Raw genomic sequence first — 15448 nt, 5'->3', positions numbered from 1 at the left:
GTGGGGAAGACGATGGCGGCGTTGTAGCTGGTGGCGTTCGCGGGCAGCGTGTAGTTCGTCGTCGTCCAGGTGTAGTTGTCCTCCCAGACGCCGTCCTCCTGCACCACCACGGCGTTGCTGACGGCCGCCATGCAGATGCGGAAGGTGCTCCCGGCGGGGATGTCGATCTCGAAGCGGCCGAACTCGTTCACGCGCTGCGTCCCGAGCGAGTAGGGCCAGCCGGACGCGGGAACCACCTGGATCCAGACGGTGGCGCCGAAGGCCGGCAACACCTTGCTCTGGGTGCCGTGCAGGTAGTAGAGGTTGCCGTAGACGTTGCAGGTCGTGCGGTCTCCATCGGCGGCCACGGCGGGCGGCGGTGCGTCCGCGGCGAGTGCCGTCAGCTCGGCCATCGTCAGCTGCGGCGTCCCCCTGAACTGCTCGCCCTCGGCCGCCCGGATGCGGCGCGGCGGCACCAGGTCGCTGTCGGTGGGCAGCAGGCCGCCGTAGGCCTCGCGCGAGGGATCGAAGCTCTGGCGCCACGGCTTGCCGTCCACCAGGGCCGACAGCACGAGCGGTCCGAAGCCGGCGTCCGGCGTGGCCGACAGCGTCCAGCGCACCGAGCCGCCGGCGGCGAGCGTCAGTTCGCGCGAGCCCTCCCAGCGCGAGACGCTCCAACCCTCGCCCTTGATCTCGACGTCGCGCAGGGTCGCGTCGGCCGCGGCTGTGATCGTCACGGCGGTGGCGAATTCCTGGCCCGCGACGGCGAAGCGCTGCGGGCGGTCGAGCCGGGCCTTGACCGGTCGCGTCACGATGTCCGCCGCGGCCGTTCCCGCGATCGCCAGCAGCATCCCGATGGTCAACAGCTGTGTCACTCTGCGCACGGCGGCACCTCCTGGACGGCGGGCGCCGCGGGCGTGAACGCGTAACCGGCCGGCAAGCGCGTCCTCTGGTCTTCGACCCGCACGCGCAGGTCCTCGACCAGGACGGCCAGGTTCGTGCGCAGCGAATCGTCGGGCGCGGCCTCGAGCTGCGCCTCGAGTCGCGCCTCTTGCAGCGCGAGGCGGCTGGAGTTCTTCACGTAGGCGGCGCAGCGCTGGAGCGCCAGCGCTTCGGCGGGATCGGCGGCGGTCGCGATCGCTTCGCCGAGGCGGGTCAGTTCGGCGGACTGCGCCGCCTCGATGGCGGTCACCTTGGCCGCGAAGGCCGGCGCCGCGCCGTGGGCCGGCGAAGCGAGCGCGCAGGCGCCGAGCAGCAGCGCCGAGCACAGGAATTTCTGGCAGGAGGTCATGGCGTCTCTCCGGGGTGGTGGTGGATGCACACCCAAGGAAAACGAGCTGCCGGAATCATTTAGTTTCAAGGATTTGATCGATGGAATGCATCGGGGCGCCGATCCGGAGCTTGCAGTTCATAACATGTTGTTTTTAAATATGATGCCGGTTTCGGCGGTTTCGCAGCGCCGGCACGGCGAACGCGACCGCGATGCCGACCACGACCGCCGCGGCGACCGCGCCCCGCGAGAGGCGGCGCGCCTGCAGGCGGATCGGCTCCTCCCCTTCCCCGAGCAGCACGAAGCCCGCCCAGTAGAACGGGTGCGCCGTCGCGGGGTCGTCGCGCAGGGCCGCGCGGGCCGCCCCGAGCGCGGCCGCCGGCGACCGCCCGGCGGCCAGTTCGTCATAGAAGAACCCGATCAGGCGGGAGGTCGCCTCGTCGTCGACCGGCCAGAGGGTGGCCACGACGGCAGGCACGCCGGCGCCCAGGAATCCCGAGGCCAGCCCGAGCACGCCCTCGCCGGCCACCAGCCCGCCGTCCGCGCTGCCGCAGCTCGACAGCACCGCCAAGCTCGCCCCGAGTTCGAGGCCGGCGATGTCTCCCGCGCGCACGCGCTGCGGGTGCGACGCGTCGCCGAAGACGAAGGCCGAGTTCCAGGGCCGTTGCGCGTCCACCTCGCCGTGGCTCGCGAGGTGCAGGATGTCGAAGCTCGCCGCCGCGGCCCCGTCGAAGGCGACGGTGTCGGACCGCGCCCGCGACGGCACGGTCACGTGGCGGAAGCGCCGCCGCAGGCGGTCGACCTCGCGGCCGGCGCCCGACAGCCGCCGGTGTCCGGCGTTCTCGCGCCCCGCGACCGCCAGCACGCGCGCCGCGCGCGCAGTGGACGGCGCGTGCGCAGTGGACGCCGCGCGCTCTCGCAGGTGTGCGAGCACGGTCGCCGAGGGCAGGATCCGGGGATCGACCGGGGCCAGCAGCAGGGCGAAGGGGACGTGGTGCAGGATCCCGTCCGGGCAGACGAAGACCTTCGTCGCGCCGGCGACCGCGGCCGCGGCCGGCGATCCCGGCGCGCCCAGCAGCGTGTCGCGCGCGGCCGCGACGCACCGCGCGTCGAAGGCGTCGAAGGGGTGCGCGAGCTGGGCGAACAGAGGCGCGAGGGTCGACTCCCAGCCATCCCCGCCAGGCAGCGGCCTGGCGTGGAGCTCCTCGCGCGTGACCACGAACAACCAGCCCCGGTCCCGCCCCACGTACAGGTCGAGCAGCACCTCGCCCGGCCGCAGGACCGCGCCCTGCAGCTCGGCCAGCGTGAGGGGCGGAGCGTCGCCCGCCGCCGGCAGGTCGGCGCCGGGACCCAGGATGCGCTCGAGCATCGTGCGCGCCTTGTAGCGCTGCGCGGCGTCGAACGCCGCCGCCGGATCCGCGCGGTCCATGGCCAGCCCGAGGCGCAGGTCGAACAGGCGCTGGGCCTCCGCGCCGCGCCGCTCCCGCCACTGGGGGTCGGCCGGCAGCGCCCGCTCCCGCTCCCAGAGCCGTTGCGCCTCGTCGAGCCGGACGCCGGCCGAGTCGGCGTCGCCGAGCGCCCGCCACGATTCGGCGCCGGCGACCAGCAGCGGCAGCCGGTTGCGCGGGAGGTCGGCGGCCGTCGCCGCCGCGAGCGCCGGCCCCACGACGGCGAGCGCCTCGCGGTGGCGGCCGAGCGCGCGCAGCACGCGGCCGTGCACGGAGGCCAGCTGCATGCCGAGCGTGAAGTCGTCGCGACCGGCGAGCAGCGCCGCGGCGGCGGCGCACTCCGCCAGCGCCTCGCCCCCGCGCCCCAGCCCCAGCAACGCGTCCGCGGCGCCCAGCCGCGCGTTGCAGCGGGCGTCCGGCGCGATGTCGGGGCCGAGCGCCTGCACCTCGCGGTAGCGGTCGAGCGCCGCGGCGGGTCGGCCGGCGGCCAGATCGACCTCCGCGAGCCGGACGAGCGTGAGGGCCTCCTCGTCGCGGAAGCTCCGCTCCCGGCAGAAGGCCAGCGCGTCCTCCAGCTCGGCGCGGGCCTCGTCCAGGGAACCCAGATCCACCAGCGCCGACGCCAGGTTCCGCCACGGCGCCCCGACCTGCTGCCAGAGTTCGAGCTCGCGCTGGATGTCGCGGGCGCGGCGGTAGCCGACGACGGCCGCGCCGGGATCGCCGAGGATCATCTCGACCCCGGCGAGGTTGTTGACGGCCATCGCTTCGAGCGAGCGCGAACCGCCGCCGCGCGCCATGACCGCGGCCCGCCCGTAGTGGACGGCCGCCTCGCGGTAGGCGCCGCGCCCGCCGCGGCAGTTGCCCAGGCCGTTGAAGAGCGCGGCGAGATCGGCCGAATCGGCGTGGGCCTCCAGGAAGGGGCGGGCGGCCGAGTAGAGGGAGTCGGCGCCGGCGAGGTCGCGCGCGCGGAAGCGCAGGCGGCCCAGCCCGTAGAGCGCCTTGCCGACGTGGAAGCCGTCGCCCGCCGCGCGCGCGCGGCGCTCGAGGTCGGCGAACGTCGCCGCGGATTCGTCGCGTCGGCCCAGATGCTGGCAGGCCTCGGCCAGGTAGCGTAGGGCCTTGTGGGCGGACGGCGGGTCGCCGCGCGCGTCGGCCAAGGCCAGGGCTTCGCGCAGGTCGGCCTCGCCGTCGACGGCGCGGCCGTAGGCGACGCGGGTCATGCCGCGTTCGAGCGCCAGCACGCCGACGAGCGCGTCGTCGCCCCGCACGCGGGCGGCCGGCAGCAGCTCGGCGACGAGCGTCTCCACGGAATCGGGCAGGGAACGCGCGCGCCAATCGGCCAGGCGGGCGGCCAGGCGGGCGGCGAGGTCAGCCGGCGTCGCCGCGGCGACGGCGAACGCGCAGGCGAGGAGGGCGGCGGACACCAGCGGGATCAGGGGATTGCGCATGCACGCGATGCTCCGGAGGGGATGGTCGGTTCCTCGACGCGGATCGAGGCTACCACAATCCGGAGGTCTTGCCCACGCGACGATGCGCCGGAAGGCCGTGGGCGGGCAGATGCCGAACGGATCAGTTCCCGCCCGGACCGTCGCAGCGGGACACGGGGCCGACCGCCCGCTCCAGGCGGGCCGCGGCCTCGCGGATCGCGTCGCGCCGCGACCCGGCGGGGGGCGCCGCCAGCGGCTGCAGCAGCATCGTGGAAGGCGGGCTCTTGGTGGCGACGGCCAGCAGGTAGGTCTCGGGTCCGGGCGCCAGCCCTTCGCGCCACGCGGTCGACGCGACCGGCGGCAGCAGCACGAGCCGCCCCTCCGGGAGCCGCACGGCAGGGTCGCCGCCCGCCGGATGGATCACGCGGACCTCGCCGGCGCCGTCGACGTGGATCAGGACCGGGTAACCGGGTTCCGCCAGACGGAAGCTGACGCCGTGCGGCGCGGCGGCCGCCGCCGGGTCATCGCCCCGCAGGACCAGCGGCGAGCCGACCCGCAGGTCGCGCACCGGAGAGTCCTCGCGCAGGACGGGCCAGACGATGGCGAGCGCCGCGACCGCGGCGAGCGCCAACGGCAACGGGCGACGCCAGAACGGCAGGGGCCGCGCACCCTGCGCCGAGAGCAGCGCCGTGAGGCTGGCGCGCGCCTGGGCGCGCTCGACCTCGCTGAGCGACGCGAGCGGCGCGTCCGTCTCGGGCAGGTTCTCGACCGACCGCGCCACGCCCTCGGCCGCGAGCAGGCGGTCGCGCAGCGCGCGGCAGGCGGCGCAGCGCTGCAGGTGCTCCCGCACCCCGTCCCGCTCCTGCGGCTCGAGATCCTCTTCGACGAGGATCAGCCGGCGCAACTTCGAGCAGTCGCTGTTCACACTCGCACCTCCACCGTGAACACGGCGCCGGACCGGTCGAAAGTTGCATCGCGCCCGCTCACGTCCTGAGGCCCAGGCGCAGGGACAGGCAGGTGCGCAGGGACAGGCGGCCGCGCCGGATGTCGGTGCGGACGGTGTTCAGGGGCCGGTCGACCGCCTCGGCGATCTCCTCGTACGAGAGTTCCTCGAACAGCAGCAGCGCCAGGACCCGGCGCTGGTCCGGGTTCGGCAACCCGTCCAGGCAGGCGTTCACGGCGTGCAGGATCTCCAGGCGCTCGAGGTCGAGGGCGGGATCGTCGGGAGCCGGCGGGTCCGGCGGGTCGCCGTCCTCCGCGTCCGACGGCAGCTCGCGGGTCTCCTGGCGCCGGCGCGCGCGCAGGCTGTCGAGCACCACGAAGGGGGCGCGCGCGCGGAACCAGGCCCAGAACGATCCCGGCCGCCGGTAGACGAAACGGCCCGCCGCCACCTCCTGGGCGAGGCGCAGCAGGCCGTCGTGGGTCCAGTCGCGCCGCAGGTCGACGTCGCGCGTCAGGCGGCACGCGTAGGCGTAGACCGCGTCGTGGGCGGCGAGGAAGAACTCCCGTCGCGCCCGCGGGTCGCCGGCCTGCAGGCCGGCTGCCAGCGCCCGTTCGTCGAGCCGCGTCTCATCCTGTCGCTGCCGGTCGACCCGCACATCGCCTCCCGCCGTTCTGCGTTGCCATATCGTAGCGCGGCAACGCGTTGCGAGGGAAGCCCTGATGTGCGGCCGGGCCTATTTCCCGCCGCTGAGCAGGTCCCCGAGCAGCCCCTTCCCGCCGACCAACCCGCCGACGCCGCGGTGCTCGTCGCGGTTGCCGCCGCGGGCCGACAGGATGCGGTCGCTCAGTCGGCTCAGGGGCAGCGTCTGCAGGTAGACGCGGCCGGGGCCGGTCAGGCTGGCGAAGAAGAGGCCTTCGCCGCCGAACAGGGCGTTCTTGAAGCCGCCGACGAACTTGATGTCGTAGTCGACCGACTCCTGGAAGGCGACGAGGCAGCCGGTGTCCACGCGCAGGTGCTCGCCGTGGGCCAGGTCCTTGACGATGATCGCGCCGCCGGCGTGGGCGAAGGCCAGACCGTCGCCGGCCAGGCGCTGCAGGATGAAGCCCTCGCCGCCGAACATGCCGGCGCCGAGGCGCTTGGTGAAGGCGATGGTGATGTCGATGCCGTAGGCGCAGCAGAGGAAGGCGTCCTTCTGGCAGAGCAGCGAGCCGCCCAGCTCCTTCATGTGCAGCGGGATGATGCGGCCCGGGTAGGGCGCCGCGAAGGCCACGTGGCTCTTGCCCGAACCGCCGTGCTTGAAGGTGGTGATGAAGAAGCTCTCGCCGGTGACCGCGCGCTTGAGGCCCTTGAAGATGCCGCCGTCGGTGCCGGTGTTCATCTCGATGCCGTTCTCCATGTAGAGCATCGCGCCGGCTTCGGCCTGCACGGCCTCGCCGGGATCCAGCTCCACCACCACGGCCTGCAGGTCGTCGCCCAGGATCTGGTAATCGATCTCGTGCGCCATGAGCGTCATCTCCTTCTTGGGTCAGCGGCGCGTGATGCGCCCGTCGGTGATCGCGTCGACGACGCCGGCTTCGCGCACGGCGTCGGCGATCGCCTCGGTGATCGTCCGGCCGGCATAGCTCGAGGCCGGCGGGTCCATGTCCATGTAGATGCGGGCCTTCTGGACCACGAAGTCGGGGCACGCGACCGTATAGACGCGCGCCGGGTCCAGGGGTTCCCCGCCCACGGTCAGTTCGAGCAACTCGGGCGTGGAATCGGCCCAGGCGTAGGCGTAGCGCAGGCCCGACACCTGCAGGATGCCCTCGTCGCCTGTCTCGGCCGTGCGCGCGTTCGCCAGCACGATCCCGCGCAGTCCCGCGCCGTCGATGCGGAACGTCTCGAGCGTGTTGTTGAACGGCACCAGCGAGTGGATGTCCAGCAGGGTCACCGGCCCGGCCAGGAAGTCGCGGCGCAGGGTGCCGGAGTTCAGCAGCGCAACGTCGGCGCCGGCCGCCTCGCGCAGCCGGTCGCAGATCCAGCTGCCGACGTTGCTCTCCTCGCGGCCGTCGCGGCGCCAGTCGCGAGTCAGCCGGCCAATGACCTGGCCGAACACGGCATCCACGCGGGCGGCGTAGGACTCCGCCAGCGCCTCGAGCGCCGGGGCGGCGCGGCGCCCCTCGGCCAACACCTCGACCAGGCGGCCGTCGTAGGCGACGACGCGGTCGTCGGCCACGCGCAGGTCCAGGCGGCCCAGGTTCTTGGCGTGGCTGCCCGCCTGCACGACCAGGATGCCGCCGACCAGGCGCGGTTCGCGGGTCCGGCTGTGCGAGTGCCCGCCGACGATCACGTCCAGGCCCGACCCGGCCAGGTCGCGGGCCAATTTCTGGTCGACGTCGAGCCCGTCGTGGGTGAGAAGCACCAGCAGGTCGGTCTTCGGGTCCAGTTCGGCGATCCAGCGCCGGATCACCGCGCGCTGGTCCTCCAGACGCAGACCCGCCACGCGCACGTCGGCCGTCACGTCGAACAGCTCCGAGCAGGTCACCCCGATCACGCCGACGCGCAGGCCGCCGCGCTCGAGGATCACCGGCGCGTCCGCGAACTCCAGCTCGCCGCGCTCGTCGCGCAGGTCCAGGGCCATGATCGGCCAGGCGGCGCGGTCGGCCAGGCGGCGCGCGTTCGCGCGCCCGAGGTCGAAGTCGTGGTTGCCGATCACCCCGGCGTCGATGCCCAGCTGGTTCAGCATGTCGATCCAGCCGCCGCCCAGCACGCCGTCGATTTCGATCTCGCCGACGGGGTTGCCGGTCATGAAATCGCCCGCGTCCAGCAGGAGCGACGCCGGCGCGCTGCGCCGCTGCTCCTCGAGGTGGGAGGCCAGCGCCACGATCCCGCCGGCGGGCGCGTGGTCGTCCCGCCAGGTGGCGGGCTCGGGCGTGAAGGCGGTGTGCGTGTCGTTGATGTGGAAGATGGTCAGGTTCCAGGGGCCTTCCCCGCGCACCGGCGGCGACGGCGGCAACGGTGAAGCGACCAGCTCCGCGGCGGTGACGAGGGGCGCCGCGGCATAGGCCACTTCCGCGCAACGCGGTCCGCAGGCGCAACCCCCCAGCCAGACGGTGAGAAAGAATCCGGCGAGGGCGCGGATGGCTAGGCGCTCAGGATGAATGCACATGGTCACTCCGGGGTCGGGGTTCGCGGGTCCGATCGCGGCAGGGTAGGCCGAACGGACGGCCGTGGCAACCGCCGGCTGGGGTCAGGCCGGGGCCGCGGGATCCCTCGCCGCCAGGTGGACCAGGAATTCGAGGTTGCCGCCCTTGCCGCCGGGCACGGGCGAGTCCACCGGGCCGGCCACGACGCGGGCCAGCCCGCGCAGGGTCGCCAGGACACCGTCCATCACGCGCGCGGACTCGTCCGGAGGCAGCCGACCGTCCACCAGGGACGACGGCGGGGCCTCGTAGTGCGGCTTGATCAGGCTGACGACGCTCCCGCCGGGAGCGAGCAGGGCCAGGGCGCGCGGGATGATCCGCTCCTGCCGCGTCCAGCCGGCGTCGACGACCACCAGGGCGACGGGCTCGGGCAGTTCGACGCGCAGGGCGTTGGTCCGCTCGTGGACCGCCACGCGCGGGTCGCTGCGCAGGCGCCAGTCCAGCACCCCGTAGGCCGTGTCCACGGCGTGGACGCGCAGGGCGCCGCGCTGCAGCAGCACGTCGGTGAAGCCGCCGGTGCTGCAGCCCAGGTCGGCGCAGACCAGACCGGCGGGGTCGATCCCGAAGGCGTCCAGGGCGCAGGCCAGCTTGTCGCCGCCGCGGGAGACGTAAGGCACGCGGGATTCCTGCCGATGGAGTGGGAGCCGGGCGGCGGCACGACCGCCGTCCCGACCCGAGGTTGCCCGACGGCACATCATAGAGCATGATGGCGGGCGACGGAACCGAGACCGTACGCGGAATGCGGACAGGATTCCCCATGCGTCGACCCTGGAACCACTTATCGGTCCTGCTGCTGCTCGAGGCGGTCGTGTTCGCCGTGTTCCGCCACGTCCTGGACACGCCCCTGTGGAACCCCGTCGACTTCGAGATCCTCCACGACGCCCACGTCCTGCAGGGCAACCTGGCCGGCTATTTCAGCCACCTCGGCACGTACTTCAGCCAGCCCCTGCTGCAGGTGGTGTTCCTGCTGGAATCCGGCGTCTTCGGGCACGACCCCGCGGGCTACCTGGCCGTCAACCTCGCCGTTCACGGGCTGAACGCCTTCGTGGTCTACCTGCTGGTCAACATGCTGTTCCCGCAGGAGCGGATGGCGCTGACGTCGTCGCTGCTCTTCGCCCTCGCGGTCGGCCATTACGGCAAGGGCCTGCTCAGCCTCGCCGGCCTGGAATCGCTGCTGATCGCGCTGTTCTACCTGGTCGTCCTCTACTGCATGATCCGCAACGATTTCCGGCACGGGGGCCGGCTGCGGACCCCCTGGTTCCTGGTCGGCCTCGCCGTGTTCGTCCTGGCCGGGCTGACGCGCCCGGCCTCGTTCTCGCTCCTGGGCTGCCTGATGGTCTACAAGCTCCTGTTCTACCGGGAGCGCGGCGGCCGTTCGGTCCTCTCGCCGTCCCTGCTGATCCTGCTCGCGGTGGGCGTGTCGTTCTACGTCGCGAAGGTCCTGTGGGGCTACGAGCAGCCACCGGCGCACCTGGACTACCATCCGGGCGCGGCGGAGAAGGCCTGGGACGCCTTCAAGACGGTCTTCCGCTACCTGAACCTGCTGGTGTTCCCGCTCCAGGTCAGCGACCTCGTGACGTCCTCGCACCCGGCCGTGCGCTTCGTCTACGAGTGGCGCGTGCTCTTGCGGACCCTGGTCTCCCTGGGCTTGGTGAGCTTCAGCTTCTTCGGCTTCCTGTTCGGCAGCCGGGCGCTGCGCTTCTTCATCGCCTGGGCCTACATCACGGTGATCCCGGCCTCCCTGATCGCCGGCAGCGGCGAGTGGCTGAACGTGCGCGCCCTCTACCTGGCCGCGGTGGGTTTCTGCGTGATCCTGGCCGCCGGCACGCTGGGGTGCGTGCGCCTGCTGGGGGCCCACCGCCGCCGCCGTTGGCTGCCGTTCGCCATCCCCCTGTTCTTCATCGCGGTCGCCCTGACCGTGAACATCCGGCTGGCGGCCCGCAACGCCGCCCGGGCGACGGAGGCCGACATCCGGGAACTCCACCGCGTCCTGGAGGCCGAGATCGCCGCCGACGACCGCGCAGCGGACTCGTCCGGCCCCCGCGACCCCGCCTTGCCCTTCCACGACGAACGGGCAGGCCGCTGATTCGTCTTTCGCGGCCTCGCTCCCCGTGTATCTTGGAGTCCAGCAACCGCACCGCGCGACGACCCCGGGACCGGGGCCGCCGCGGAAGAGCGATCCGACGACAGGTGGGCGACCCTTGCAGGAGGTTCGTGCGATGGCCAAGTACCGCATCGGCTGGATGCCCGGCGACGGCGTGGGCGTGGACGTGATGGACGCGACCAGGACCGTCCTGGACGCGATGGGCTTCGACGCCGAGTACATCCACGGCGACATCGGCTGGGAGATCTGGCGGACCGAGGCCAACCCGCTGCCCGACCGCACCCTGGCGATGCTGCGCGACGTGGACGCCGCCCTGTTCGGCGCCATCACGAGCAAGCCGAAGGAGGAGGCGGAGCTGGAGCTGATCCCCGAGCTGAGGGGCAAGGGGCACGTCTACCGCAGCCCCATCGTCGGCCTGCGCCAGAAGTTCAACCTGCGCACCAACCTCCGCCCCTGCAAGGCCTACGCGGGCAACCCGCTGAACTTCCGCGAGGACCTCGACCTGGTGGTCTTCCGCCAGAACACCGAGGACCTGTACATGGGCGTCGAGTGGCACCCCCTGCCGCAGGAGATCCGCGACGCCATGAAGAAGACGCATCCCACGCAGATGGGGCGCATGGACGCGACCGCCAACGAGGACATCGCGGTCAGCTGCCGCATCTTCACGCGCAAGGGTTGCCAGCAGATCGTGCGCGACGCCTTCGAGTACGCGCAGAAGTTCGGCTACAAGTCCGTCACGGTGGTCGAGAAGCCGAACGTGGTGCGCGAGACCTCGGGCCTGATGGTCCGCGAGGCCCGCAAGATCGCCCAAGAGTTCCCCGGCATCGCGCTGTGGGAGACCAACATCGACGCGATGTGCATGTGGCTGATCAAGAACCCGCAGGACTACGGCGTGCTGGTCTCCAGCAACATGTTCGGCGACATCATCAGCGACCTGTGCGCCCAATTGGTGGGCGGGCTGGGCTTCGCCTGCTCGGCCAACATCGGCGACGAGGTCGCGATCTTCGAGCCCAGCCACGGCTCGGCCCCGAAGTACGTCGGCCTGAACAAGGTCAACCCGATCGCCATGATCCTGTCGGCCAAGATGATGCTCGACCACCTGGGCGAGAAGGACCTGGCGGCGCGGCTGGAGCGGGCCGTCGCCGAGGTCATCGCCGAGGGCCAGGTCCGCACCTACGACATGGGCGGCGACTCGACCACGACCGACATGGCCGCGGCGATCGCCGCCAGAGCGGCCCGCTAGGCGATCCGGCCGGTCCACGCCGGAGCGAACACCGGCCGCGGTCCCCGGGTGGGGCCGCGGCCGGTCCCGTTCAGGGCCGGACCTCGGGCGGGCGTTCCCTCAGCGAGACGCGCAACAGGTGCCGCTTGGCGGTGCGGGCGTTGCGACCCAGCGAATGCAGGTAGTCGCGGGCGCGGTCGCGTTCGGAGCCGAGGCCGCCGACCGCGCGGCCGCAGAGGCAGGGCACGAAGGGGAAATCGAGGGTGGCCGCGGCGCGGGCGATCTCGGCCTTCTCGGCCAGCAGCAGGGGGCGGACCAGCGCCACGCGCCCGTCGAAGAAGTCGCGTCGCGGCGGCAGCCCCTCCAGCCCGCCCTTGAACAGCAGGTTCATCAGCACCGTCTCGGCGGCGTCATCCAGGTGATGGCCCAGCGCCAGCTTGCCGAAGCCGTGCTCCGCGGCGTGCGTGAACAGCAACCGCCGCCGCTCGCGGGCGCAGCGGAAGCAGGGGTGGGCCGGACGCGCGCCCGCGGGCGGCCCGGGGTCCGGATCGGCCGCCGCGAACGCCAGCGGCACGTCCAGGCCGGAGCAGAGATCCTCCAGCCGCCGGCGACGCTCCGCGCGGCCTTCCGCTTCCGGGAACTCCACGTGCATCGCGGCCAGCGCGAACCCGCAGGTCGCGTCGCGGCGACGGCGCGCGAGCAGATGCAGCAGCGTCACGCTGTCCATGCCGCCGGACAGGCCGAGCAGGACGCGGTCGCCGTCGGCGAACAGCGACCACCGTTTCTGCGCGGCGGCGAGGCGGCGGTTCAGGAAATGCAGGCGGCGTTCGCGGTCGGCGTGCGGGTCGACATTCATTTCGGATCCTCCCGCTCCCCATCCTGGACCCGACCGGCCGCCGGCGCAAGATTGCGCGCACGGCGCATCCGGAATCTGCTATGGTCCCCGCGACACGTGTCATCGCCGGCCGCGCTTCCCAAGGACGGGAATCGCGGCCGGTCCGCTTCCGGCACCCTCCGCCGGCACCCACTGCCGGCGGCCGCCGCTGGACAAGCCGCCGGGAAAGGCCCATCTTGCGCGCGAGGGAGCCCACCACCCCGCCGGGAGGGCGACGATGACGAACCGCGAAGAACGCGTCCGCGCCGCGCGCAGCGCGCTGACCAACGTGCTGGACTTGAAGCGCCACGACCGTGTCCTGATCGTCACCGACACGGTCACCCGCGGCGTGGCCGAGGTGTTCGCCGCGACGGCCGAAGCCGAGGGCTGCGACACCGACACCTACCTGATCCCCGAACAGGGCCGGCCCCACGCCGCGCCGCCCGCGGGCATGATCGACCGCCTCGCCGGCCGCACCGTGGTGATCAACGCCTTCTCCGCGGCGAATGCCGAGGTGCCCTTCCGCATCGCCTGGATCCACGCCATCGAGGCCACGCAGCGGATCCGCCTCGGCCACGCGCCCGGCATCACCGAGGCGATGCTCGACGACGGCCCGCTGGCCGTGGACTACGCGGCCATGCGCACCCGCGCCGACCGGCTGATCGACAACCTGCGCGACGCCGTCTCGGTCCGCATCACCGCGCCCGGCGGCACCGACCTGGTGCTGGGCCTGCGCGGGCGGACGTTCCAGTCCGACCTGCACGCGACCGTCGAGACCGGCGTCAACCTGCCCTGCGGCGAGGTCTACTGCGCCCCGGTCGAGACCGAGGGCGAGGGCGTGCTGGTGGCCGACGGCCCCATCGGCGCCATCGGCAAGCCCGCGGCGCCGGTCACCCTCGATCTGTCCGGCGGCCACGTGACGCGGGTGACCTGCGCCGACGCCGCGTTGCGGGCCGAGATCGAGGCGCTGTGCGCGACCGACGCGAGCGCGAGCGTCGTCGGCGAACTGGGCATCGGCCTGAACCCGGGCGCCCGCCTGGTCGGCTGCATGCTGGAGGACGAGAAGGCCCTGCGCACGGCGCACATCGCCTTCGGCAGCAACGAGGACATGCCCGGCGGCTGCAACCACTCGAGCGTCCACATCGACTACCTGTTCCACACGCCCTCGATGGACGTCGCCTACGAGGACGGATCGCACCGCCAACTGATGCGCGACGGCCAGTTCGTCGTCTAGCGCGGGAGCGCGGCCATGCCACCGATCGAGCGGCTCGGAGCCTTCTACCTCGGCAAGGAATTCGACCCGGTCACCGGCGTGAAGCCCGACGCGCACCTGCAGCTGGACGCCCGCGACCTGACGACCCACGCCGTCTGCGTGGGCATGACCGGCTCGGGCAAGACCGGGCTGTGCGTCGCCCTGCTCGAGGAAGCGGCGCTCGACGGCGTGCCGGCGATCATCATCGATCCCAAGGGCGACCTCGCCAACCTGCTGCTCACGTTCCCCGAACTGCGGCCCGAGGACTTCCTGCCCTGGGTCAACCCCGACGACGCACGCCGCAAGGGCCAGACCCCGCAGGAATGCGCCGCCGCCACGGCGACCGCCTGGCGCGAGGGGCTCGCCGCCTGGGACCAGGATCCCGACCGCATCCGCCGCCTGAAGGCGAGCGCCGAGTTCCGCATCTACACCCCGGGCTCGGACGCGGGCACCCCGGTGTCCATCCTCGCCTCGCTGCGCGCGCCGACCGGCGGCTGGGAGGGGAACGAGGAGGCCCGTCGCGAGCAGATCGCGGGCACCGTCGGCGCCCTGCTCGGCCTGGCCGGCGTCGACGCGGACCCCCTGCGCGGCCGCGAGCACATCCTGCTCTCGACGATCTTCGAGCACGCCTGGCGCGAGGGCCGCGACCTGGACCTGGTGCAGCTGATCACGGCGGTGCAGAAGCCGCCCGTGGACAAGCTCGGCGTCTTCGAGGTGGACGTCTTCTTCCCGCCGCAGGAGCGTTTCGAGCTGGCCATGGCCCTGAACGCGGTCGTCGCGGCGCCGTCGTTCGCGTCCTGGCTGCAGGGCGAGCCGCTGGACGTCGACGCGCTGCTGCGGGCGCCGGACGGCCGGCCGCGCCACGCCATCTTCTCGATCGCGCACCTGCAGGACGCGGAGCGCATGTTCTTCACGACGCTCCTGCTGGAGCAGGTCGTCGCCTGGATGCGCCGCCAGCCGGGCACCACCAGCCTGCGGGCGCTGCTCTACATGGACGAGGTCTTCGGCTACCTGCCGCCGACGGCCGAGCCGCCCAGCAAGAAACCCCTGCTGACCCTGCTGAAGCAGGCCCGCGCCTGCGGCCTGGGCGTGGTGCTGACCACCCAGAACCCCGTCGACCTGGACTACAAGGCGCTCGGGAACGCCGGCATCTGGCTGTTGGGCAAGCTGCAGACCGAGCGCGACAAGCTGCGCGTGCTCGACGGGCTCGCCTCCGCGGCCGGCGGCTTCGACCGCAAGACGGCCGACGCGCTGCTGTCGGGCCTGGGCGAGCGCGTCTTCCTGCTGCACGACACGCACGCCGACGGGCCGGTCCTGATGCAGACGCGCTGGGCGATGAGCTACCTGCGCGGTCCCCTGACGCGCGACCAGATCCGCTCGCTCACGCGGGGTGCGACGACGGACACGACGACCGCCACGACGACCGCCGCCGCGCCGGCGCCGACGGTGACCACCGCGACGACAACCGGCGACTCCGCGTCCCTCCTCGCCGCGCCACCCCCTTTGCCGCCCGCGGTGCCGCAAGCCTGGGCGCCCGCGACCCTGTCCCGCGAGGCGGCCCTGGCCGCCCTCGAAGCGGAGCGCGGGCGCCTGGACGTCGCCGACGCGACGCTGGTCTACGAGCCGCGGCTCGGGGCCTTCGGGCGCGTCGCCTTCGTCGACCGCAAGCTGGGCGTGGACGCGGAACAGGCCGTCGCCCTGCTGGTGCGGCCGCAGGAGGCGGGCGCGCTGGTCCGCTGGCGCGAAG

The 15448-nt window shown here is 73.0% G+C and carries 13 protein-coding genes; 4 read left to right on the top strand and 9 right to left on the bottom strand.

The window, feature by feature from the left end; all coding sequences use genetic code 11:
* From Q7W29_07045 to Q7W29_07010, 8 genes are all read right to left on the bottom strand, one after another.
* Positions 1–863, bottom strand: an 863-nt coding sequence (locus Q7W29_07045; GenBank protein MDO9171572.1) for a hypothetical protein, incomplete at its 3' end; no start/stop codon positions are given.
* Complete coding sequence (locus Q7W29_07040) at positions 851–1270, bottom strand: hypothetical protein (protein ID MDO9171571.1); 420 nt, start codon at positions 1268–1270, stop codon at positions 851–853. The genes Q7W29_07040 and Q7W29_07045, both read right to left, overlap by 13 nt.
* 133 nt (positions 1271–1403) lie before the next feature.
* Entirely contained in the window at positions 1404–4145 is a 2742-nt protein-coding gene (locus tag Q7W29_07035) for a CHAT domain-containing tetratricopeptide repeat protein (GenBank protein MDO9171570.1), read from the bottom strand.
* Between the two features lie 121 nt (positions 4146–4266).
* Entirely contained in the window at positions 4267–5049 is a 783-nt protein-coding gene (locus tag Q7W29_07030) for a hypothetical protein (GenBank protein MDO9171569.1), read from the bottom strand.
* A gap of 58 nt (positions 5050–5107) precedes the next feature.
* Positions 5108–5722, bottom strand: a complete 615-nt coding sequence (locus Q7W29_07025; GenBank protein MDO9171568.1) for an RNA polymerase sigma factor — start codon at positions 5720–5722, stop codon at positions 5108–5110.
* Between the two features lie 78 nt (positions 5723–5800).
* Complete coding sequence (locus Q7W29_07020; GenBank protein ID MDO9171567.1) at positions 5801–6571, bottom strand: TIGR00266 family protein; 771 nt, start codon at positions 6569–6571, stop codon at positions 5801–5803.
* A 21-nt stretch (positions 6572–6592) separates the two neighbouring features.
* Positions 6593–8215, bottom strand: a complete 1623-nt coding sequence (locus Q7W29_07015; protein MDO9171566.1) for a bifunctional UDP-sugar hydrolase/5'-nucleotidase — start codon at positions 8213–8215, stop codon at positions 6593–6595.
* A gap of 81 nt (positions 8216–8296) precedes the next feature.
* A complete protein-coding gene (locus tag Q7W29_07010) occupies positions 8297–8866 on the bottom strand; it encodes an SAM-dependent methyltransferase (protein MDO9171565.1) in 570 nt (189 codons plus the stop codon).
* A 140-nt stretch (positions 8867–9006) separates the two neighbouring features.
* Here Q7W29_07010 and Q7W29_07005 point away from each other — a divergent pair, with 140 nt between their 5' ends.
* Together Q7W29_07005 and Q7W29_07000 are read left to right on the top strand one after the other, a co-directional pair.
* The gene (locus tag Q7W29_07005) at positions 9007–10335 is read left to right on the top strand and encodes a hypothetical protein (GenBank protein ID MDO9171564.1); all 1329 of its coding nucleotides are present in this window, start codon (positions 9007–9009) and stop codon (positions 10333–10335) included.
* A 133-nt stretch (positions 10336–10468) separates the two neighbouring features.
* Complete coding sequence (locus tag Q7W29_07000) at positions 10469–11596, top strand: isocitrate/isopropylmalate dehydrogenase family protein (protein ID MDO9171563.1); 1128 nt, start codon at positions 10469–10471, stop codon at positions 11594–11596.
* Positions 11597–11666: 70 nt separating this feature from the next.
* Here Q7W29_07000 and Q7W29_06995 read toward each other — a convergent pair whose 3' ends face one another.
* Positions 11667–12431 carry an ATP-binding protein gene (locus Q7W29_06995; GenBank protein ID MDO9171562.1) on the bottom strand — a complete coding sequence of 255 codons (765 nt, stop codon included), beginning with the start codon at positions 12429–12431 and terminating at the stop codon, positions 11667–11669.
* A gap of 256 nt (positions 12432–12687) precedes the next feature.
* Between Q7W29_06995 and Q7W29_06990 the strand changes: the two genes are divergently transcribed.
* A complete protein-coding gene (locus tag Q7W29_06990) occupies positions 12688–13683 on the top strand; it encodes an aminopeptidase (protein MDO9171561.1) in 996 nt (331 codons plus the stop codon).
* Between the two features lie 15 nt (positions 13684–13698).
* The coding region (locus Q7W29_06985; GenBank protein MDO9171560.1) for a type IV secretory system conjugative DNA transfer family protein at positions 13699–15448 on the top strand (1750 nt) is incomplete at its 3' end.

The sequence above is a fragment of the bacterium genome (assembly GCA_030654305.1).
Taxonomy (GTDB): Bacteria; Krumholzibacteriota; Krumholzibacteriia; order LZORAL124-64-63; family LZORAL124-64-63; genus PNOJ01.
The sequence above is the reverse complement of the archived record's forward strand: the minus strand, read 5'-3'. Positions and strand labels throughout refer to the sequence as shown.